Annotated in this window: 20 protein-coding genes; 13 read left to right on the forward strand and 7 right to left on the reverse strand. The window is 72.2% G+C overall.

What is annotated here, in order from left to right; all coding sequences use genetic code 11:
* Positions 1 to 57: 57 nt before the first annotated feature.
* Positions 58 to 2,034 (forward strand): ABC transporter ATP-binding protein, encoded by a 1,977-nt coding sequence (locus KBX34_RS12830; RefSeq protein WP_172862217.1) that lies wholly within the window; start codon positions 58 to 60, stop codon positions 2,032 to 2,034.
* 34 nt (positions 2,035 to 2,068) lie between these two features.
* Here KBX34_RS12830 and mug read toward each other — a convergent pair whose 3' ends face one another.
* The 6 genes from mug to KBX34_RS12860 form a co-directional block, all read right to left on the reverse strand.
* Entirely contained in the window at positions 2,069 to 2,680 is a 612-nt protein-coding gene (gene mug, locus KBX34_RS12835) for a G/U mismatch-specific DNA glycosylase (protein WP_374223682.1), read from the reverse strand.
* A 317-nt stretch (positions 2,681 to 2,997) separates the two neighbouring features.
* Positions 2,998 to 3,759: an SDR family oxidoreductase gene (locus KBX34_RS12840; protein ID WP_210925096.1), complete on the reverse strand. Its 762-nt coding sequence runs from the start codon at positions 3,757 to 3,759 to the stop codon at positions 2,998 to 3,000.
* Complete coding sequence (locus KBX34_RS12845; protein WP_210925097.1) at positions 3,750 to 4,295, reverse strand: hypothetical protein; 546 nt, start codon at positions 4,293 to 4,295, stop codon at positions 3,750 to 3,752. The genes KBX34_RS12840 and KBX34_RS12845 overlap by 10 nt, the downstream gene beginning before the upstream one ends.
* A complete protein-coding gene (locus KBX34_RS12850) occupies positions 4,292 to 5,110 on the reverse strand; it encodes a DUF692 domain-containing protein (RefSeq protein ID WP_210925098.1) in 819 nt (272 codons plus the stop codon). Before KBX34_RS12850 ends, KBX34_RS12845 begins: the two co-directional genes overlap by 4 nt.
* The gene (locus KBX34_RS12855; protein WP_210925099.1) at positions 5,107 to 6,030 is read right to left on the reverse strand and encodes a TIGR04222 domain-containing membrane protein; all 924 of its coding nucleotides are present in this window, start codon (positions 6,028 to 6,030) and stop codon (positions 5,107 to 5,109) included. Before KBX34_RS12855 ends, KBX34_RS12850 begins: the two co-directional genes overlap by 4 nt.
* Positions 6,031 to 6,111: 81 nt before the next feature.
* Positions 6,112 to 6,684: a TetR/AcrR family transcriptional regulator gene (locus KBX34_RS12860; RefSeq protein ID WP_088949222.1), complete on the reverse strand. Its 573-nt coding sequence runs from the start codon at positions 6,682 to 6,684 to the stop codon at positions 6,112 to 6,114.
* Between the two features lie 77 nt (positions 6,685 to 6,761).
* On the opposite strand from KBX34_RS12860, the gene KBX34_RS12865 reads away from it, so the two are divergent.
* The 3 genes from KBX34_RS12865 (at position 6,762) to KBX34_RS12875 (ending at position 9,596) form a co-directional block, all read left to right on the forward strand.
* Positions 6,762 to 7,622 carry a carbon-nitrogen hydrolase family protein gene (locus tag KBX34_RS12865; protein WP_307871383.1) on the forward strand — a complete coding sequence of 287 codons (861 nt, stop codon included), beginning with the start codon at positions 6,762 to 6,764 and terminating at the stop codon, positions 7,620 to 7,622.
* A gap of 65 nt (positions 7,623 to 7,687) precedes the next feature.
* Positions 7,688 to 8,332: an HAD family hydrolase gene (locus KBX34_RS12870; protein WP_088949220.1), complete on the forward strand. Its 645-nt coding sequence runs from the start codon at positions 7,688 to 7,690 to the stop codon at positions 8,330 to 8,332.
* Positions 8,333 to 8,663: 331 nt separating this feature from the next.
* Positions 8,664 to 9,596, forward strand: a complete 933-nt coding sequence (locus KBX34_RS12875; protein WP_210925103.1) for a serine protein kinase RIO — start codon at positions 8,664 to 8,666, stop codon at positions 9,594 to 9,596.
* Positions 9,597 to 9,640: 44 nt separating this feature from the next.
* On the opposite strand, the gene KBX34_RS12880 is transcribed toward KBX34_RS12875, so the two are convergent.
* Positions 9,641 to 9,889 (reverse strand): DUF2630 family protein, encoded by a 249-nt coding sequence (locus KBX34_RS12880; RefSeq protein ID WP_088949218.1) that lies wholly within the window; start codon positions 9,887 to 9,889, stop codon positions 9,641 to 9,643.
* Between the two features lie 370 nt (positions 9,890 to 10,259).
* Here KBX34_RS12880 and KBX34_RS12885 point away from each other — a divergent pair, with 370 nt between their 5' ends.
* The 9 genes from KBX34_RS12885 to KBX34_RS12925 all read left to right on the forward strand — a co-directional run bounded on the left by KBX34_RS12885 (position 10,260) and on the right by KBX34_RS12925 (position 20,024).
* On the forward strand, positions 10,260 to 11,642 hold the full coding sequence (locus KBX34_RS12885) for a cytochrome P450 (protein WP_210925105.1): 1,383 nt from the start codon (positions 10,260 to 10,262) through the stop codon (positions 11,640 to 11,642).
* Positions 11,643 to 11,645: 3 nt separating this feature from the next.
* Positions 11,646 to 12,548 carry a terpene synthase gene (locus tag KBX34_RS12890; RefSeq protein WP_307871384.1) on the forward strand — a complete coding sequence of 301 codons (903 nt, stop codon included), beginning with the start codon at positions 11,646 to 11,648 and terminating at the stop codon, positions 12,546 to 12,548.
* Positions 12,545 to 14,158, forward strand: coding sequence for a prenyltransferase/squalene oxidase repeat-containing protein (locus tag KBX34_RS12895; protein ID WP_210925107.1), 1,614 nt, complete (start codon positions 12,545 to 12,547; stop codon positions 14,156 to 14,158). Before KBX34_RS12890 ends, KBX34_RS12895 begins: the two co-directional genes overlap by 4 nt.
* Positions 14,159 to 14,237: 79 nt before the next feature.
* Positions 14,238 to 16,811, forward strand: coding sequence for a nitrate- and nitrite sensing domain-containing protein (locus KBX34_RS12900; protein WP_210925109.1), 2,574 nt, complete (start codon positions 14,238 to 14,240; stop codon positions 16,809 to 16,811).
* A gap of 89 nt (positions 16,812 to 16,900) precedes the next feature.
* Positions 16,901 to 17,323, forward strand: coding sequence for a roadblock/LC7 domain-containing protein (locus KBX34_RS12905; RefSeq protein WP_088949213.1), 423 nt, complete (start codon positions 16,901 to 16,903; stop codon positions 17,321 to 17,323).
* Positions 17,324 to 17,327: 4 nt separating this feature from the next.
* Positions 17,328 to 17,714 (forward strand): DUF742 domain-containing protein, encoded by a 387-nt coding sequence (locus KBX34_RS12910; RefSeq protein ID WP_088949212.1) that lies wholly within the window; start codon positions 17,328 to 17,330, stop codon positions 17,712 to 17,714.
* Positions 17,695 to 18,306, forward strand: coding sequence for an ATP/GTP-binding protein (locus KBX34_RS12915; RefSeq protein ID WP_088949211.1), 612 nt, complete (start codon positions 17,695 to 17,697; stop codon positions 18,304 to 18,306). Before KBX34_RS12910 ends, KBX34_RS12915 begins: the two co-directional genes overlap by 20 nt.
* Before the next feature lie 85 nt (positions 18,307 to 18,391).
* On the forward strand, positions 18,392 to 18,727 hold the full coding sequence (locus KBX34_RS12920; protein ID WP_088949210.1) for a YciI family protein: 336 nt from the start codon (positions 18,392 to 18,394) through the stop codon (positions 18,725 to 18,727).
* 136 nt (positions 18,728 to 18,863) lie between these two features.
* Complete coding sequence (locus KBX34_RS12925; protein ID WP_307871388.1) at positions 18,864 to 20,024, forward strand: DUF6596 domain-containing protein; 1,161 nt, start codon at positions 18,864 to 18,866, stop codon at positions 20,022 to 20,024.
* Positions 20,025 to 20,029: the final 5 nt, after the last annotated feature.

Raw genomic sequence — 20,029 nt, forward strand, 5'->3', positions numbered from 1 at the left:
AATTGACCTGACGGCGCGGTCTGCCCGACGACCCGGAGGTGAGCGATGTCCAACCCGATGTCCGGAGGTGGCATGGCCGGGTGGAGCATGCTCCGGTCGATGCGCAACCGGGACGAGGTCTCCACCCACCGACTGAAGCACGGGGTGGCCCGCCGCATCGTCGCCTTCGCCCAGCCCTACCGGCGCGACATCATCGTCTTCCTGGCCACCGTGGTGCTGGCCGCCATCATCGGCGTGGCCACCCCCGTGCTGGCCGGTGACGTGATCAACGCGATCAACCGGGGTGGCACCGAGGCCGGCCGGCTCGTGGTGCGGCTGGCCCTGTTCATCGCCGCGCTGGCGGTCGCCGACGCGCTGCTCTCCCTGGCCCAGCGGTGGTATTCGGCGCGGATCGGCGAGGGCATCATCTTCAACCTCCGCACCCGGGTCTACGACCACGTGCAGCGGATGCCGTTGCAGTTCTTCACCCGTACCCAGACCGGCGCCCTGGTCAGCAGGCTCAACAACGACGTGCTCGGCGCCCAGCGGGCGTTCACCTCCACCCTGTCCGGTGTGGTCAGCAACGTCATCCAACTGGTGCTCACCGCGGCGGTGATGTTCACCCTCTCCTGGCAGATCACCGCGCTGTCACTGGTGCTGCTGCCCATCTTCATCATTCCGGCCCGCCGGGTCGGTCGGCGGCTGGCCGACATCACCCGCGAGGCGTACAACCTCGACGCCAAGATGAACGCGACCATGACCGAGCGGTTCGGGGTGGCCGGCGCGCTGCTGGTGAAGCTCTTCGGTCAGCCCGAGATCGAGGCCGGCCGGTTCGCCGGCCGGGCCGAGCGGGTCCGCGACATCGGCATCCAGTCCGCGATGTACTCCCGCACGTTCTTCGTGGCGATGCTGCTGGTCGCCTCGCTGGCGCAGGCGCTCACCTACGGTCTCGGTGGCTGGTTGGCGGTGACCGGCGGCGTCAGCGCGGGCACCGTCGTGACGCTCGCGTTGCTGCTCACCCGCCTGTACGGCCCGCTCACCGCGCTGTCCAACGTCCGGGTCGACGTGATGAGCGCCCTGGTCTCCTTCGACCGGGTCTTCGAGGTGCTCGACCTCAAGCCGGGCATCGTGGAGAAGCCCGACGCGGTGCCGGTGCCCCGGGGCACCGGCCGGGTCGACTTCCGCGACGTGCGGTTCCGCTACCCGAGCGCCGCCGAGGTCTCCCTCGCCTCCCTCGAGGAGGTCGCCACACTGGACCGGACTGTCAACGAGCCGGTGCTCAAGGGAGTCTCGTTCAGCGTGGAGCCGGGGCAGATGGTCGCGCTGGTCGGCCCGTCCGGCGCCGGCAAGTCGACCCTGTCGATGCTGATCTCCCGGATCTACGACGTCACCGACGGCCAGGTGCTGGTCGGTGGGGTGGACGTACGCGACGCGACGCTCGCCTCCCTGCGGGACGAGATCGGTGTCGTCACCCAGGATTCGCACCTGTTCCACGAGACGATCGCCGAGAACCTGCGCTACGCCAAGCCCGACGCCACCGACGACGAGATCTGGGCCGCACTGGCCGGCGCGCAGGTGGCCGACCTGGTCCGGGCGCTGCCCGACGGGCTGGACACCACCGTCGGGGAACGCGGCTACCGGTTCTCCGGCGGCGAGAAGCAGCGCATCGCGATTGCCCGGCTGCTGCTCAAGGCGCCGTCGATCGTGATCCTCGACGAGGCGACCGCCCATCTGGACTCGGAGAGCGAGGCGGCGGTGCAACGGGCGTTGTCGGTGGCGTTGACCGGGCGGACCGCCCTGGTGATCGCACACCGGCTCTCCACCGTGCGCGACGCCGACCAGATCCTCGTCCTCGACGGCGGCCGGATCGTCGAGCGGGGGCGGCACGACGAGTTGGTAGCCGTCGGCGGGCTCTACGCCGAGCTGTACCGCACCCAGTTCGCGGTCGCCGACTCGCCCACCCCGTTCGTCGACGCGACCGGGCCCGAGCCGGTGGTCATGCCGCTGGGCACCTACCGCGCCGACGAGGTGCTGCCGCCCGCCGCGGCCAACTGACGTCCCGCGGGCACCGGGCCGAGATCCGTCGCGGTCAGCGCCGTTCGGGCAGGCCGGTCGCCACTCGCAGCTCGGCGAACGCCAGGCCCAGCGTGACCGGGGTGAAGTGCGCGTTCAGGCCGCTCGGGTTGGGCAGCACCCACAGCCGGGCGCCGGCCAGTGACTCCGGCTGCGGCCCGAAGGTGGCTTTCGGCCGTTGAAAACCGATCCGGTACGCGGTCACCCCCACCACCGCCACCCAACGCGGCTGGTAGCGGCCCACCTTGTCGGTCAGGATCGCGGCACCGTCGAGGAGTTCCTCGCTGCTCAGCTCGTCCGCGCGGGCGCTGGCCCGGGCGGCCATGTTGGTGATGCCGAGCCCGAGTGTGGGCAGCTCGTCCTGTTCGCTGGGGTGCAGCAGCCGGGTGGTGAACCCGCCCCGGTGCAGCGCGGGCCAGAACCGGTTGCCGGGTCTGGCGAAGTGCCAGCCGGTTGCGGCCGACCAGAGGCCGGGGTTGATGCCGACGAAGAGCACCGCCAACCCCGGCGCGAGGACGTCGGGGATGGTCCGGTCAGCGGCCCCCGCCAGCTCCGCCCGGGTCGGACGAGTCGTCCGGGCCGCCGCCAGCTCCGCCCGGGTCGGCTGGGCTGTCCCGGGCGTCGTCAGCTCTGCCTGGGTCGGCTGGGCCGTGTCGGGCGTCGTCAGCTCTGCCTGGGTCGGCTGGGCCGTGTCGGGCGTCGTCAGCTCTGCCTGGGTCGGCTGGGCCGTGTCGGGCGTCGCCGGCGGGTGATGATCGGCCTGGTCCCCGGGTCCCGGACGTCCGGTGTGCCGCGCGTTGATCGACTCGGGTTCCTGGAAGTCGGGGTGTCCTGGCCGCATCGACCGCCCGGTTTCCTGAAGGCCGAGTCGATCAACGGCCGGGTGGTCGGGCTGGGCCCGCTCGGGCGGCGTCACGGCACGGCCAGGTCGGCCCCCGGCGGGGGTCACAGCCCGCGCAGCGCGCCGCCGTCGACCGGGAGGGTGATCCCGGTGAGGTAGCTCGCGGCGGGGGAGAGCACGAACGCGGCCACCCGGCCGAACTCGGCGGGATCGCCGAGGCGACGCAGCGGGATGGAGGCCTCCGCCTCGGTGCGGGCGCGTTCCGGGTCGCCGGTCGCGGCGAAGAGCTCCCGGTTGCGGTCGGTCAGGATCCGGCCCGGCAGTAGCCCGACCACTCGTACGCCACGCGGGCCGTAGTCGTCGGCGATGTCCTTCGCCGCCCCGACCAGGCCGGGCCGCAGACCGTTGGAGATGCCGAGGCCGGGCACCGGGCCCCGGGCCGAGGTGGAGAGCACCAGCCCGATCGCACCGCCCTCGGGCAGCGCGGCGGCAACCGTACGCACCGCGCGGATCGTGCCCAGGAAGACGGTCTCGAAGGACTGCCGCCACTGCTCGTCGCTGATCGCGGCGGCGTTGCCCGCCGGTGGCCCGCCGACCGAGATCAGCGCGCCGTCGAGCCGGCCGAAGTGCTCCCGGGCGGCGACGACGAGCTGCTCCGGGGTCTCCGGGTCGGCCAGGTCGGCGGTCAGCCCGACGGCATGCTCGGGACCGCCGAGCTGCTGCGCGGCGGCGGCCACGGCGTCCGGGTCCCGTGCCGAGAGGACCACCCGTGCCCCGTCGGCGACCAGGCACTGCGCGGTCGCGAAGCCCAGGCCGCGAGAGGCGCCGGTGAGGACGTACACGTGGTCGGTCAGGCCTAGATCCATAAGGTCGATCCTGCCGCATCCGACACACCGTCGCCACCAACTGTGGGTGGACGCGAGGCGGGGCGCAGCAGACGTACCCGGCCGGCGATCTGCACCGCCACGGCGCCGCCGGCGCGGCCCACGGCCGGCATCCGGCGCGGACGTGGCGCCCCGAGCCCGTCGTAGCGCAGGCGCGCCTCCCGGACGGCCAGCTCCTCGGCGGCGGCCGGGGGCAGCGCGCCCTGTTCGCGCATCGCACGGGCCAGGTCCCAACCGTCGCGCAACGACCCGGCGGTTGGTCGCCCGGCTGCCCAGCCTGCGAAGGTCGTCGACCAGGCGGCGCCGAGGCCGGCGGCGAGCAGTGGCCAGTGTCGGGCCACCTCGCCGGCACGTTTGCGTCCCAGGGCCGCCCGGGTGGCGGCCAGTTGGGCCGGTGCGAAGCCTGGCGGCGGCGGCCCTCCGGCGACCAGCGTCGCGACCAGTTCCGCCTGTCGCTGGGCGAGCCCGCCGACATCGCCGGACGACCGCCTGCCGCTGTCGTCGCGTGGCTCGGTCATGTCACGGCCGGGAAGCCCGCGGCGGCGGCCAGGGCGTCCAGTTCGGCGCGCAGCTCGGCTGCCGGTGGATAGTGGCCGTCCCGTTCCAGCAGCAGCGCCGGCGGACGTTGTCGAGCGCAGAGCGCGCCGACCAGCTCCAGCACCGCCGCTGGCACCGGATCGGTGTGGGTGTCGTGGTAGAAACCGCCGTGCTCGGCGCCGCCGGCCACGTGGACGTACGCGACCCGGTCCAGCGGCAGACGGTCCAGCAACGCGAGCGGGTCGGTGCCCCGGTTGCGGGCGTTGGCGTGCACGTTCGCCACGTCCAGCAGCAACAGTGCGCCGGTCCGGTCGAGGATCTCGGTGAGGAAGTCCGCCTCGTCCAGCTCGTCGTCGGGCCACTCGACCAACGCGGCGATCGGTTCCAGCGCGATCGGCACCGGCAGTTCGGCCTGCGCCCGCGCCACGTTGGCGCAGATCGCGTCGACCGCCTCCCGGCTGCGCGGCAACGGGAGCAGATGCCCGGCCTCCAGGCCGCCGGCTCGGACGAACGCGATGTGCTCGCTGACCAGCGGGGCGTCGACCTGCTGCGCCACAGCGGCCAGGTGGGCGACGCGGGCCGGATCGACCGGCTCGGCGCCACCGAGGGAGAGCCGCACCCCATGGGGTACGACAGTCACGCCGCGCTCCCGCAGCTGCGCAAGACCCGCCGGGAGCGGCCCGGACGAGGCCACCCCCTCGGCCACCACCTCCACGAAGCGCAGGCCGGGGAGCTCGGCCACGAAGCCGGCGATCTCCGGACGCCAGCCGATGCCAACTCCGGACGGGCCGGTCATCCGCCGCACCCCCCGCCACCGCCGCAGCCGCCACCACCGCCGCAGGAGCTGCCGCCGTCTCCACCGGAGCTGTCGCCTCCGGACGATCCGTCGGAGCCGGCCGTCCAGCCGCTGCCGGAGGCGGCCTGGCGCTGGATCTCGGCCTGCTCGGCGAAGCCGGGGTCGAGCGCCCAGAGTGAGGCGGTGCCGTACAGGGCCACGCCCATCGCCGCGCCGCCAGCTCCGTAGGTGGCGTAGGACGGCGTGGAGGCCGGAGCGAGGTGGGTGTGTTCGCGGCGTACACCGCGCAGCGTGGACCGACCGGCCCGGGTGAGCACGGGCGCCCGGCGCAGCACCAAGGTGACGATCAGGAGCGCAACAAGGGTCAGCAGCAGGTAACCGACCGGGCGACCGCTGAACAGACCCGAGACCAACCGGAGCACGCCGAGGCCCAGCAGAGCGATCAGGATCGTGGTCCAGAAGCGGGCACGCGCGCGTTGCGCGTCGTCGGTCAGCAGGCCCCGCTGCTCCAGGCCGTTGCGGATCTGGTGCAGCGCGGCACGTACGCGCTCGTCCTGCGGCAGGTCCCCGACCCGGGCGTGCTGATGGGCGGCCCAGTGGACGGCCTGGTCCAGTGGGGTGAGCCCGGTCGGCGCGACCCCGCTGGTGGTCAGTCGACGGTCCGGCCGCACGCCGATCGCGCCGCTGCCGCGCAGTCCGCCCAACGCGGCGTGTACGGCGAGTCGGGGTCCACCGTTGAGGTATGCGACCTGCTGCGGCCCGAGTGGATCGGCGGTCATGGCAGCGGTCGACGCGGCCGCCAGACGGACCCGGTGGTACACCGCGACGGCCACCACCAGAGCGGCTGCCACCAGGTAGTACCGGAGGAAGGTCGGGCCGGAGATGCCCCAGGTGTCGCCGGACGCGGCGTGGACGATCATCGACTGCTCCTGTCACCGGAGGGATGCGCGGCCCCATTGTGGAGCAGCCTCGCCACGGTCGGCAGTCGGGTGTACGGGCGGTCAGTGGCGGCGGACCGCCTCCTCGACCAGGTCGAGCACCGGGCCCAGGTCACCGGCCGGTCGGCCCATGGCCAGGTGCAGCACCAGGCCGTCGTAGGCCAGCTCCAGGAACTGGGCCAGCACGTCGATGGGGACGTCTTCGCGCAGCACCCCGGCGTCGCGCTGGCGGGCCAGCCGGTCCCGGGTCGCCTCGGCGATAGCGGCGGACCGCTCGGCCCATCGACGGGCGAACGCCGGGTCGGTGCGCAGGCGGCGGGAGACCTCCAGTTGGCTGCCCAGCCAACCGGTGGTGTCCGGTGAGACGGCGCGGGCGAGCAGGTCGCGCATCACCTGCACCAGGCCGTTGCGGGCCACCGTCTCGACCATCGCCGCGGCGTCGTCCTCGGCGACGGCCAGGAAGAGCGAGTCCTTGTCCCGGAAGTGGTGGAAGATGGCGCCGCGGGACAGGCCGGTAGCCTCCTCAAGGCGGCGTACGGTCGCCCCCTCGTAGCCGAGCCGGGCGAAACACGCCCGGGCAGCGGCGAGGATCTCCCGCCGACGCGCGTCGAGCTGGTCCTGGCTTACTCTGGGCACGCGTCGATCGTCGCAGGTCAACCCAGGGCATGCAAACCGTACGTACGGCTTGGGATATCGCCGACTACCCTCGCCTGGTGACCCCGCCGCACACCGTGCCCACCGCCCCGCTGACCGTGGCCACCGTTCAGGCCACCCCGACGCCGGGTGACGTCGCCGGCAACGCGGTCACCGCCGCCGACCTGGTCCGCCGAGCAGGTGACCAGGGCGCCCGGGTGGCCGTCCTGCCGGAGCTGTTCCTCTGCGCGTACCACCCGCCGAGCCTTGCCGCCGACCCGGTCGGCACGGACGTCGCGGCCGACCCGGCCGGTGCGGTCGCGGATTCCCGGCTCGACCCGCTGCGCGCCGCGGCGCGCGAGGCCGGTGTCACCGCGCTGGTCGGCGCCGCAGCCCGACACCCGGACGGCCGGCGGACCATTGCCGCGCTGGTCATCGACCGGACCGGCGAGGTGCGGATCGGGTACGACAAGCAGCAGCTCTGGGGCGACGAACGGGAGCTGTTCAGCGCGGGCGACCGGGGTGCCACGCTGCTCGTCGACGACTGGCGGCTCGGGCTGGGCATCTGCTACGACGGCTGTTTCCCGGAACACGGCCGGGCCGCCGCCCTCGACGGCGCGCACGGCTACCTGTGCCCCAGCGGATACCTGGCCGGCTCCGAGCACCGCCGGGACCTCTACTACGCCGCCCGAGCCCTGGACAACACCATGTTCGTGGTCTTCGCCAACGCGGTCGGCGGCGTCGACCCGTGGCGGTTCAACGGCGGCGCGGCGATCTACGACCCGCAGGGCCGGGTGCTGGCCCGGGGCGCCGACGACGGCACGGAGGTGCTGGTGGCGACCCTGGATCCCGCCGTGCTCGCGGCCACCCGGGCGGCCCATTCGATGCTCGCCGATCGCCTGCCGAACCAGGGCGGCACCCGGGTGTCGATGTCCGGCTGAACCCGTCGTCAGGTGGATACCCGCCGGACCTGTTGGCGAACACGTCGGTCCCGTAGGGTGCCCGAGTGCCACTGCTCCTGCTGGACCTGGACAACACCCTGCTGGATCGGGCCGGGCCGTTCCGCCGCTGGGGTGAGCGCTTCCTGGACGGCATCGGCGCGCCCCACACCGACATCGACTGGCTGCTCTCGATCGACGCCGACGGTCTGACCGACCGCTGGGATCTCGCCGACGCCATCCGGGACCGCTACGAGCTGCGCATCCCCTCGATCGACCTGGTGGAGGAGCTGCACGACGGGGTGGTGGCGCAGACCCGGCTCGACCCGCTGACCGCCTGCGCGCTGCGGATCGCCGACGACGCCGGTTGGGTGCCGGTGGTGGTCTGCAACGGCACGGTACGCGTCGAGGACGCCAAGATTCGCCGGACCGGCCTGGACCAGTACGTCGCGGACTGGGTGATCTCCGAGGAAGCCGGCGTCAGCAAGCCCAATCCGCGGATCTTCGCGCTCGCCGCCCAGCGGGTCCGGATGCCGCTGCGGGGCGCCTGGGTGGTCGGCGACAGCCCGGAGGCGGACATCGGCGGTGCCGCCGCTGTCGGGCTGCCCAGCGTCTGGCTGCACCGGGGGCGCACCTGGACCGACGGCCGGTTCGCGCCGAGCCACACAGTGGACGGGTTGATCGCCGCGGTCGCCACAGTCCTGGCCCGCTGACGCCCGCGCCGCGCGCCGCGTCACGCCGTCTGCGCCGCGTCACGCCGTCTGCGCCGCCTTGCGTCGCGTCAAGATCCGCACAGTTTCCCTGATGGTGCTGCCTCCGCGCGCCACGAGGCAGCATCATCAGGGATGTTGCGTGGATCTTGGTCCGACCGCGCGACGGCGGCTCGGTAATTCGGTTGACCGGCTGCCGTGGGGCCGCGAGCATTGTCAGCGCATCGTGCATCCCGGGCGTGGGCCCGGTCGTGGAGAGGAGGTCGGTCATGGCCGTCTTCGCAGGTCGCTTCCAGCTGCCTATCTCAGCCTCGACCAAGGGAACCTCACCACAGTGCGCGATCACGACTTTCCGGCGCTTGAGCGCCGGAGCCGCGGCAAGAGCCGCTTTGACGACGACGAATCACAGTTTCTGAAGCGCGGGCGGCCCACCGAGCCGCCCGCGGACCCCGACACCGAGCCTGACCCGGACACCGGCGAGCGTTGGTCGTCCTGGGACGACGCCGTGCACGGGCCCGAGCCGCACCCGGAATGGCTGGTCACCGAGCTGGCCGCCCGGGACACCGAGCTGGGTGTGCTCAAGACCGGCAAGGAGGCGGACGTCCACCTGGTGCGCCGAGCGGTGCCCGACACCGACCGGTCGTGCCTGCTGGCGGTCAAACGCTACCGTGACCCCGAGCACCGGCTGTTCCACCGGGACGCCGGCTATCTGGAGGGCCGCCGTGTGCGCCGGTCCCGGGAGAACCGGGCGATGGCCGGCCGGACGGCGTTCGGCCGACAGATGATCGCCGGGCAGTGGGCCGCGGCCGAGTTCGACGCCCTGGCCCGGCTCTGGGAGATCGGTGCCGGGCACGACCGGATCGCCGTGCCGTACCCGGTGCAGCTGCGGGGCACCGAGCTGATGTTGGAGTTCGTCGGCGACGCCGAGTCGGGGGAGGCGGCGCCCCGGCTGGCCCAGCTGCGACCCGGCCCGACCGAGCTGCGCGACCTGTGGGCCCAGATGGTGGAGGCGCTGCGGGTGCTGGCCCGGGCCGGTTACGCGCACGGCGACCTGTCGCCGTACAACCTGCTCGTGCACCAGGGGCGGCTGGTCGTTATCGACCTGCCGCAGGTGGTCGACGTGGTGGCGAACCCGCAGGGGCCGGAGTTCCTGGCCCGCGATGTGCGGGTGGTCGGCACCTGGTTCGCGGCCCGGGGTCTGCCCGCCGAGCAGGTCGACCCGGGCACGTTGACCGGGGAGTTGCTGCGTGAGGCGGGCATCCGCTGATCAGAGCGGGTCGGGCGGTCGGACCGCCCGACCCGCCGCGTCGGTCATTGCAGGTAGCGCTCCACCTCGGGCTTGGGGCGTTCGCCCTGTGCGTCCGGGTCGCCGTGGGTCTCCCGGGCGGCCCGCCGACGGCGCAGCAGGTCCCAGCACTGGTCGAGGGATTCCTCCAGGGCGCGCAGTCGCTCGCTGGCCTCGCCCTCGGTGCCCGCCTCGTGGGCCTGGGCGTCCGCGCGCAGCTTGTGTTCCTCGTCGACCAGTTCGGAGATCCGGTTCAGGATGGTCTTGTCGTCCATGCTCCTGAGCCTGGCACAGCGCCCCACGACGCGCCTGGCTTCGTGTGCCGACAGTGGGGTCAGACCACGATCGGTGACTCCGCCCATACTGGCAGCAACATGTCAATGTGGCCTTTTTCACGCCCATCCCCAGGTCGGCCCGCATGCCGCCCGACGTGGGGCTTCACCTGCGCAATCTTTTGAGTCGGCCACGCGGCCCGCATCCGGCACGGCTGTCGTCCCCTCAACGCGAGAAATTCTCTAGATCTGTCCCATGGCAAAGCAGTTTCATGAATGGGATGCTCGCCCGGATGGTCACGCGCCATCAACAAGGCAGCACGGAGCGCAACCCGCTGTGCCGCCGGAAAGGACGGATCCGTGCAGGTGAAAGATGGCTGAGGCGACCGCCCCCGCGTACCGCCAGCCGCACGTCGCCACCCTGCGACGCACCTTTCCCAAGCTGCTCCGGGACCCACTGGGCACGTTGGTCGGGCTTGCCGACGAGTCGCCCGGGCAGGTCGTCAAACTCAACCTGGGCACTATCCGGCCGTACCTGGTCGTCGAGCCCGCACACGTCCAGCACGTGCTGCGCGACAACGCCGCCAACTACACGCGGGCCGGCGACGGCATGTTGTGGAAGTCGGTCAAGAAGATCGCCGGTGACGGCATCCTCGCCGAAGGCCCGGACTGGGAGGCGAGTCGCCGACGGCTCCAGCCGCACTTCACCGCGAAGCGGATCGACTCGGTGGTGGACGGTCTGAGCCGGGCGATCAGCGATGCGGTCGACGAGTTGAACGTCCCGGCGCGAAACGGCGAACCGGTCGACGCGGCCAGCGAGATCTCGAGGATCATCTGCCAGGCCGTCATCCGGGTCTTCTTCGGCGACAAGATCCCCGTCGCCGACGGTGTGCGGATCGTCGCGGAACAGAACACCGTGGCGACCGCACTGCGCTTCCGGCTGCTCATCCCGTTCCTGCCGGACGCCGTGCCGATGCCCGGCGACCGCGCACTGCGTCGGGCGGTCCGGAACATCGACAGCATTATCCTGCCGTTGGTCCGTGCCGAGCGATCCCGCGACGACGGAGGCGACGACTTCGTCGCGTCGCTGGCCCGGGGCCGTGACGCGCACGGCCACAAGGTCGACGACCAGCGGGTACGCGACGACCTGGTGTCGATCTTCGTGACCGCCACCGAGACCACCTACACGGCGCTCACCTGGATCTTCCCGCTGCTGGAGCAACTGCCCGACGTCGCCGCGCGGCTCTACGCGGAGATTGATCGTGTGGTCGGCCCCGGGGACGTGATCAGCCGCGAACAGCTTGGCGAGCTGCGCTACACCCGGATGGTGCTGGACGAACTCGTTCGCGCCTACCCATCCGGCTGGTTGGTGCCGCGGACCGCGATCGCCGACGACCTCATCGGCGGCACCCGGGTCAGGGCCGGTGACACGATCATCCTGAGTCCGTACGTGACCCATCGGCTGGCACGCTTCTGGGATCGGCCGACGGTCTTCGATCCGGAGCGCTTCGCCCCCGACGCCCCCCGGCGCGCCCACCGGTACGCCTACTATCCGTTCGGGGGCGGCGCCCACCAGTGCATCGGCCAGTACTTCTTCCAGGTCGAGGCGCCACTGATCATGGCGACGCTGCTCAGCCGCTTCCGGTTCCGGCTCTGCACGCCCGGACTGCCATCGCCGCGGCTCGCCGCGACGCTCCGACCAGGGGAACGGGTGCCGCTGCTGCTCACCCCCCATCGGCAACCGGCCCTGGCCTAGCGGGTGGCACAACGACAAGTGGTCGAGGACGCACTTCAGCAGGCCGCCGAGCACGGGCGCGTCTGTGCCCTGGCCGCTCAGGGCCAACGTGACCTGCAACGGTGCCTGGCCGCCCATCCGGACCTCTTCGCCGAGGGGCCCTTCGATGGCGCTCTGACCAGCAGCATCGCGTTGGCCATCGCGTTCAGCGCGCCCTGGTGCGAGGCAGCCGAGCTGCGTCTGACCAACCGGGCGGTGCTCTGGGGGTTCGCGCTGGACTGGCAGGTGGACCGGCTGGCCACCTCTGCCGATGCGCTTGACCGACTGGTGCGCCAGCAGCTTCTCGTCGCGGACGGCGCGGCCGCGACGACGGACGACCCGCTGGGTCACCTCCTCGCCGATCTTCTCGCCGACCTGGCCGCCGAGCCGGCCTTCGCCGAACTGGGCGGGGTGTGGCGGGCGGCGGCCCGGCGGACCCTGCACGCGATGCGGCAGGAGTGGCAGTGGAAGACGGCGATGCGGGACAACCTCCAGCCGCGGCCCACCCTCACCGAGTACCTGAACAACGCGGACAACCTGGCCTGCACCGTCGTGAACGTCGTGCACTGGATTCGCACCGGCGGGGCCGACACGGAGGCGGGGCTCAACCGGCTGGTCCTCGCCAGTGACGCGGTGCAACGCGCTCTTCGACTGGTCAACGACCTGAGCACCTACGAGCGGGACCTCCGCTGGGACGACCTGAACGCGATCATGCTGGTGGAGGACCGGGCAGTGGTGGAGCAGGAATTGGCGCGCCTGGTCACGGAGGCGACCGACCTGCTCGGCGAGTTGCGGGCCGACTCCCCGAGGGAGGCGGCATACCTGACCCGACAGCTCGGCTACACCACAGGCTTCTACCGGAGCACCGACTTCTGGGGTGTGTCGTGAGCACCGAGGCACTGACCCGGGACCCCGGCGGGGCGAAGGATTCCGGGTCGACGCGCGCCGTCGACGAGCTGATGGCCGAGCTGAGCCGGCACCCGTCCGGTCGCACATCCGCGTCGCCGTACGAGACTGCCCGTCTGGTCTCCCTGGCACCCTGGCTGCCCCGACACGCCGACCGGATCCAGTACCTGCTCGCCGGGCAGCGCCCGGACGGAGGTTGGGGCGGGCCGGAAGGGTACGCCCTGGTACCCACCCTGAGCGCCGTGGAGGGGCTGCTCGCGGCCTCGCTGAACGACGAGCCGGTGGGCTGGTCCCCGGCGGCGGTGCACGACGCGATCGACAGGGCGCTACGCCTGCTGTTCGACCGGCTGGCCGGCCCCTCGACCTGTCCCGTGCCGGACCTGCCGGCCGCCGACCTGATCGTCCCGGCAATGGTCGACCGGATCGCCGACCACCTCGCCGACCCGCCGACGTGGTTGGCCCACTGGCGAGGCGTCGGCCCGCCGCCGATGCCCGCGGGCATGGATCGGCAGCGACTCGACCGGGTACGCCTGCTGGTCGGATCCGGTCGGCCGATTCCGCCGAAGCTGCTGCACGCGCTGGAGATCCTCGGGCCGGCCGCCCGGCAAGCGGCAGGTGTCACCGCCACCGCCGCCGGCCCGGTCGGAGCCTCGCCGGCCGCCACCGCCGCGTGGCTCGGTGACCCCGACGGTACTCAATCCGGCGCGCTGGACTACCTGACCCGGGCGCTCGGCGAGCACGGCGGAGCGGTTCCGTGTGCCACACCGATCACCGTGTTCGAACGGTCGTGGGTGCTGAGCACCCTGGCACGGGCGGGTGTGCTCCCGACGGCGCCGGCGCAACTGGTTACCGGGCTGCGCGACGCCCTTGGGCCGGACGGTGCGGCCACCGGGCCGGGGCTGCCCACCGACGCCGACACGACGGCGGTGACGCTCTACACGCTGGCCCTCCTGGGTCACCCGACCGATCCGACGTGCCTGCGGCGGTTCGACACCGGGGAGCACTTCGGCACCTGGCAGGGCGAGGACGGCGCGTCGGTGACCACGAACGCGCACGTGTTGGAGGCGTTCGGGCGATGCCTCGGCGGCGACGACCCGGCCGCGGCACCGGTGCTGCGCCGGCTCACCGGCTGGCTGATCGACCACCAACACACCGACGGTCGATGGACGGACCGTTGGCACGCCTCGCCCTACTACGCCACCTACTGCGTGGTGCTCGCACTGCGGGAGTACGGCGGTCCGTCGGCCGACGCGGCGCTGCGGCGGGCCGTCTCGTGGGTGCTCGAGAATCAGCGGGCCGACGGTTCGTGGGGACGATGGCAGGGCACGGCGGAGGAGACCGCCTACGGCCTGCTGGTGTTGCTGGCAGTGCCGCCGTCATCCACGACTCGTGACGCAACGGTCGCCGCTGCTCACCGTCTGTCCACAATGCAAGATGAGGCCATTGAGAGTCCACTGTGGCATGACAAGGACCTCTACCATCCGGTACTGATCGTACGAGCGGCGGTGGTGGCTGCCCGGGCGGCGGCTGCGGTACGGGTGAACGGTTCCGCCCATATGCCAGCAAGCCGCTGGACTGCATCGCTTGAGTGAAATTCCGGACACTGCTAGCGTGCGCCGGGCCGGGGGCTGGGCTCATTCAGCCAATCGAAACGGTCGAGGGACGGGTGGGATGGCTTCCCGCAGTGCAAGTTTGCGCACCAAGATTGTGGCCCTGCTGGTCTCACTCGCCGCGCTCTGGGCGTTCGCGGCGTGGGTGACCCTGCGCGACGGGTTCAACGTGCTCGGTGTGCAGACGCTTGACGCGCAGGTCGCCCAACCCAGTGAATCGCTGTTCACCGAGCTCCAGCGGGAGCGCCGGTTGTCGGTGGCCTACCTTGGACGCCGCGACCCGGGCATGGTGCAGCAGCTGCAGGCCCAGCACGAGCGCAGCGAGAAGGAGTCCGCCGCCTTCGCCGAGGCGTCCCGCAACTGGCGCGCCCGATTCGCGTCGAGCGACGAGCTGATCACGCGGATCGACGCGGTGATCACCCGGCTGGATGGGCTCGGCCAGATGCGGGAGGCCGTTGTCGCCGGCACGGTGGACCGGGCTGGCGCGGCGGCGGCGTACACCGAGGTCCTCGATGGGCTCTTCCGGGTCTACGGGGCCATGGGTCAGCTCGACGACGAGCAGATCGCCAAGGACACCGTCACCCTCACTCAGCTGTTCCGCGTGCGTGAGCTGATGTCGCAGGAGGACGCCCTCTTCGCCGGCGTCGCGGCGGCGGGTCGAATCAGCGACAAGGAGGCAGCCCAGTTCGCGCACCTGGTGGGCGCGCAGCGGTTCCTCGTCTCCGAGGCCCTGGCCGAACTGCCCGAGGCCGACCGCCAGCGGTACCTCCAGATGACCGAGGGACCGGCCTTCACCAAGCTTCAAGCGCTTGAGGACCGCCTGGTCGCCAGCGCTCGACCCAACGCCCCTCTGCCGGTCGCCGCCGACGACTGGCAGGCTGCCCTCGCTCCCGCTCTGGAGGAGCAGGAGGCCGTCGTGCTGGTCGGTGGGGACGCGCTGGTCCAGCGGGCCACCCCGGTCGCGATCTGGGTTGTCATCCGGCTGGTGCTCGCCGCCGGCCTCGGTCTGCTTGCCGTCATCGCCTCCATCGTCGTCTCGATCACCACGGCCCGGGCCCTGCTGCGTCAGCTGGAACGGTTGCGCCAGGCCGCCTGGCAGCTCGCCGACGAGCGGCTGCCCCGGGTGGTGGAGCGTCTGGGTCGCGGCGAGGAGGTCGACGTGGCCACCGAGGCGCCTCCCCTCGATTTCGGCAACAACGAGGTCGGCCAGGTCGGCAAGGCGTTCAACGCGGTGCAGGAGACCGCCCTGCGTACCGCCGTCGAGCAGGCCGAGCTGCGGCGCAACGTCCGCGAGGTCTTCCTCAGCCTGGCCCGGCGTACCCAGGCGTTGGTGCACCGCCAGCTCACCCTCCTGGACGCGATGGAGCGGCGCGAGCACGACGCGGAGGAGCTGGAGGATCTGTTCCGGGTCGACCACCTGGCCACCCGGATGCGGCGTAACGCGGAGAACCTGATCGTCCTCTCCGGCTCGACTCCGGGCCGGGCCTGGCGGCGCAACGTGCCGATGGTCGACGTGGTGCGCGGCGCGGTGGCCGAGGTCGAGGACTACACCCGGGTCAACGTGCTGCCGCTCGGCCCGGTCTCGCTGGCCGGCCGTGCGGTCGGTGACGTCATCCACCTGCTCGCCGAGTTGATCGAGAACGGTCTCTCGTTCTCCCCGCCGCACACCACCGTGGAGGTTCGCGGTCAGCTGGTGGCCAACGGTTTCGCCATCGAGATCGAGGACCGGGGCCTCGGCATGAGCGAGGACGACCTGGCCGCCGCGAACGACCGCATCGTCGACCAGTCGGAGCTGAACCTCGCCAACGCCGCGCGGCTCGGGCTCTACGTGGTGAGCCGGCTGACCGAGCGGCACGGCGTGCGGGTCCGGCTCAAGGAGTCGGCGTACGGCGGCACCACGGCCGTCGTGCTGATCCCGGCGGAGCTGATCCCGGAGGCCGCGGACGCGGAGACCTCCGGCGGGATCCGGACCGGTTCGCCGGCGATCCCGCTGCCCGCGCGGCCGACCGCCCCCTCCGACAGTGTCCGCCCGGCCACCCTGGCGCTGGCCGCGCGGCCGACGGCACCGGGAACGCCCGACTCGGACACACCGCAGGTCACGACCGAGGCGCGGATCGCCACCGGGACGGATGAGGCCGACGGTGCCGAGGCGGAGGCGTTGCCCACCCGGCGGCGGACGACGCTGGCCACCGGGACGCCGGCCACCGGGACGCCGGAGCTGCCCACGCGGGTCCGGCGTACCCAGGGGCAGCCGGCCCTGGAGGGCCCGACGTTGCCCACCGGCCTGCCCGCGGTCAACGGCGCCCGGCCGACGGCCGGCACGGACCCCATGGAGTCGGACGTTAACGGTGACGACAGGCCCGGACCGGAGCGTGCCGAGGCGGACCGGACGAACGCGGGCCTGCCGGTCCGGGTCCGGCAGGCGAGCATTGCGCCGGAGTTGCGCGACGAGCCCGCGACGGAGAGCGACCACGACGACGTGGTACGCCAGCCGGAGCAGGTGCGCAAGATGATGAGTTCCTACCAGACCGGCACGCGGCGTGGTCGGACCGACGCGGCGCGGCTGCTGGGAGGCGCCTCCGACGCCCAACCGGCAGCGACGCCGGAGCCGGCCGAGGATCCGGACGTGACCTGACCGGCTGCCGGTGATGCGGTCTCCGCGCAGCGTGACGGTCAACCCCAGACGAGTACGGCGACAACGCCGGGCGAGAAGAGGACGACGAAGTGGCCCAGAAGACGGCTTCGAGTGCCGACCTGACGTGGTTGCTGGATGACCTGGTGGGCCGGGTGAAACAGGCGGAGCACGCGGTCGCCCTCTCCAGCGACGGCCTGTTGATGGCCGCCTCCCGAGGGTTGAGCCGGGACGACGGCGAGCACCTCGCAGCGATGGCGGCGGGGATCCAGAGCCTGGCCCGGGGCGCCGGTAAGCGCTTCGGTGGCGGGCAGGTGCAGCAGACCATCATCGAGATGCAGTCGTCGTTCCTGTTCGTCACCGCGGCCGGCCGCAACGCCTGTCTGGCGGTGCTGGCCAGCGATGAGGCCGACGTCGGCCTCATCGCCTACGAGATGGCGATGCTCGTCACCCGCGTCGGCAAGTACGTCGCATCCCCGTCCCGGGGACCTGAGCAGCCGGCCAGCGAGAGGTAGCGGCATGACGGTGCAGGGTGAGGCAGCGGACCATCAGTGGGTGGACGACCATGCGGGTCCGGTCGTGCGCCCGTACGCCATGACGCGCGGTCGGGCCCGCCCCGTCACCGGCACGTTCGACCTGATCTCCCTGGTCACCGCGACCCGAGCCGAGGTCACGCCGGAGGTCGGTATCGGCCCGGAACATCTGGCGATCATCGGGCTGTGCCAGCGCATACAGTCCGTCGCCGAGATAGCCGCCCATCTCGACCTGCCGGTGGGCACCATTCGGGTGCTCCTCGGTGATCTGGCGGCCCGCAGCCTGGTCCAGGTCCGCGAGCCGCAGACCACGGCCGGTCTTCCCGACAACAGCATCTTCGAGGCGGTAATCAATGGACTACGGGCACTCTGACCGGCCGGCGGGAGCCCCCCCACTGCCCACCGCGATCAAGATCCTGGTGGCAGGTGGATTCGGCGTGGGTAAGACCACGATGGTCGGCGCGGTCAGCGAGACCCGACCGTTGCGCACCGAGGAGGTGCTGACGGAGTCGGGGGTCGGCATCGACGACCTGTCCGGGGTGGAAGGCAAGACCACCACCACGGTGGCCATGGACTTCGGCCGCATCACCATCAGCGACGACCTGGTGCTGTACCTGTTCGGCACACCCGGCCAGGACCGGTTCTGGTTCGTCTGGGACGAGTTGGCACTGGGGGCGATCGGCGCGGTGGTGCTGGCCGACACTCGTAGGCTCGCCGACTGCTTCCCGTCGATCGACTACTTCGAGGGCCGGGGCACGCCGTTCGTGGTCGCGGTGAACTGCTTCGAGGGCGCCCGGTCGTACCGGCTCGACGAAGTGCAGACCGCGCTGAACCTGGATCCGGGTGTGCCGGTGCTGCTCTGCGACGCCCGGCAGCGGGAGTCCAGCAAGGAGGTGCTCGTCACGCTGATGGAGCACGCCATGAAGACCCGCGAGGCCCGCCGCCGCGCCGCCGGAGGAAACTGACCGAGATTTTTTGCGGAAGGGTGTCCGGAACGCTCCCGCCCGAACGTCATGCTGGCGACACCCCGAGAAACCAGGGAGCGACCAGATGAAGTACATGATGTTCGTTTGCAGCGACACCGAGCCGGACAACGACCCGACGGAACTCCCCGACATCCACAAGTGGGTGGCGGAGAACGACGCCCGTGGTCGCCGCCTCACCGGCAACGTGCTGGCTCCGACCACCGCGGCCACCACGGTCCGGGTACGCGGCGGTGAACTGCTCGTCTCCGAGGGGCCGTTCGCGGAGACCATGGAGGTGATCGTGGGCTTCGACCTGCTCGACTGCGCGGACCTGGACGAGGCGATCGAGGTGGCGCGGACGCACCCGATGGCCCACGAAGGGCGGCTGGAACTGCGCCCGTTCGCGGACCTGTCCGCCTGACGAGTTGTCCACACCGCAGCGCCGGCCGGTACGCCCGCCCGCACCGGCCGGCGCGGGAGCGCCCGCACCGGCCGGCGCGGTAGCGGCTGCGGCGGCGCAGGCCGTCGGCGACGCCAGCGTCGAGGCGTACCCCCGGATCGTCGCGACCCTGATCCGGGTGACCGGGGACTGGGCGCTGGCCGAGGACTGCGCCCAGGAGGCGCTGGCCGTCGCACTGGAGCGCTGGCCCGCCGACGGTGTGCCGGCCAACCCGGGCGGCTGGCTCATGACGGTGGCTCGCAACCGGGCGCTCGACGTGCTGCGACGGGCCACTGTGGAACGTCGCAAGCTGCACGACCTGGCGCTGCTCACGCCGCCCGAGGGGCAGCCCGACCCGGAGGTGCCGGAGGACGTGGTGGACGACCGACTGCGCCTGATCTTCACCTGCTGCCACCCGGCGCTGGCGATCGACGCCCGGGTGGCGCTGACGCTGCGAACCGTCTGCGGTGTGCCGACCGGCGACATCGCTCGACTCCTGCTGGTCAACGAGTCGACAATGGCCCGACGGCTCACCCGGGCCAGGACCCGCATAGCGCAGGCCGGCATTCCATACCGGGTGCCCAGCGGGCCGGCGCTGACCGAGCGGCTGCCCGGCGTCCTCGCCGTGTTGTACCTGCTGTTCACCCGGGGCTACGTCGTCGACGGCGAGCCGGCCTTCGCCGACGAGGCGGTTCGGCTGGCCCGGCTGCTCGACCGGTTGATGCCGAAGCAGTCCGAGGTGGCCGCGCTGCTGGCGCTGTTCCTGTTCCAGCACTCCCGCCGCGAAGCCCGTCGGGACGCCGCAGGCAACCTGCTCACCCTGGAACGGCAGGACCGCGCGCGGTGGGACCGTGCGGCCATCGCCGAGGGACTGGACGCCCTTTCTCGGGTACGCCACGACGGGCCGTACGCCTGGCAGGCCCGGATCGCCGCCTGCCACGCCACCGCACCGTCCGCCGACGCCACCGACTGGCCGGCGATCGCACGGGCCTACGACGCGCTGATCGGCATCCGGCCCTCACCGGTGATCGCGCTCAACCGCGCGGTCGCCCACGGCTACGCGTACGGGCCGTACGCCGGGTTGGGCCTGCTCGACGCGGTGCAGGCCGGGGGAGGGCTGGACGGCAACCCGCTCGCCGTGGCGGTGCGAGCCGACCTGGTCGCCCGGCAGGGTGACCGGCTGCGGGCCGCCGCGCTGTTCAGGGAGGCCGCGGCGATGGTCGGCTCGACCGCCGAACGCCGTGCGCTGCTCGACCGGGCCAACGAACTCGCCGGGTAGGGCAG

The sequence above is a fragment of the Micromonospora sp. M61 genome (assembly GCF_018070245.1).
In the GTDB taxonomy this organism is placed as follows: domain Bacteria; phylum Actinomycetota; class Actinomycetes; order Mycobacteriales; family Micromonosporaceae; genus Micromonospora; species Micromonospora zamorensis.

Bases quoted from the DNA above. Each gene is read 5' to 3' on its own strand.
- KBX34_RS12840 (WP_210925096.1), bottom strand. From the start codon at position 3,759: ATGGATCTAGGCCTGACCGACCACGTGTACGTCCTCACCGGCGCCTCT.
- KBX34_RS12880 (WP_088949218.1), bottom strand. From the start codon at position 9,889: ATGGACGACAAGACCATCCTGAACCGGATCTCCGAACTGGTCGACGAG.
- KBX34_RS12910 (WP_088949212.1), top strand. From the start codon at position 17,328: ATGACGGTGCAGGGTGAGGCAGCGGACCATCAGTGGGTGGACGACCAT.
- KBX34_RS12855 (WP_210925099.1), bottom strand. From the start codon at position 6,030: ATGATCGTCCACGCCGCGTCCGGCGACACCTGGGGCATCTCCGGCCCG.
- KBX34_RS12885 (WP_210925105.1), top strand. From the start codon at position 10,260: ATGGCTGAGGCGACCGCCCCCGCGTACCGCCAGCCGCACGTCGCCACC.
- KBX34_RS12920 (WP_088949210.1), top strand. From the start codon at position 18,392: ATGAAGTACATGATGTTCGTTTGCAGCGACACCGAGCCGGACAACGAC.
- KBX34_RS12900 (WP_210925109.1), top strand. From the start codon at position 14,238: ATGGCTTCCCGCAGTGCAAGTTTGCGCACCAAGATTGTGGCCCTGCTG.
- KBX34_RS12845 (WP_210925097.1), bottom strand. From the start codon at position 4,295: ATGACCGAGCCACGCGACGACAGCGGCAGGCGGTCGTCCGGCGATGTC.
- KBX34_RS12915 (WP_088949211.1), top strand. From the start codon at position 17,695: ATGGACTACGGGCACTCTGACCGGCCGGCGGGAGCCCCCCCACTGCCC.
- KBX34_RS12830 (WP_172862217.1), top strand. From the start codon at position 58: ATGTCCGGAGGTGGCATGGCCGGGTGGAGCATGCTCCGGTCGATGCGC.
- KBX34_RS12850 (WP_210925098.1), bottom strand. From the start codon at position 5,110: ATGACCGGCCCGTCCGGAGTTGGCATCGGCTGGCGTCCGGAGATCGCC.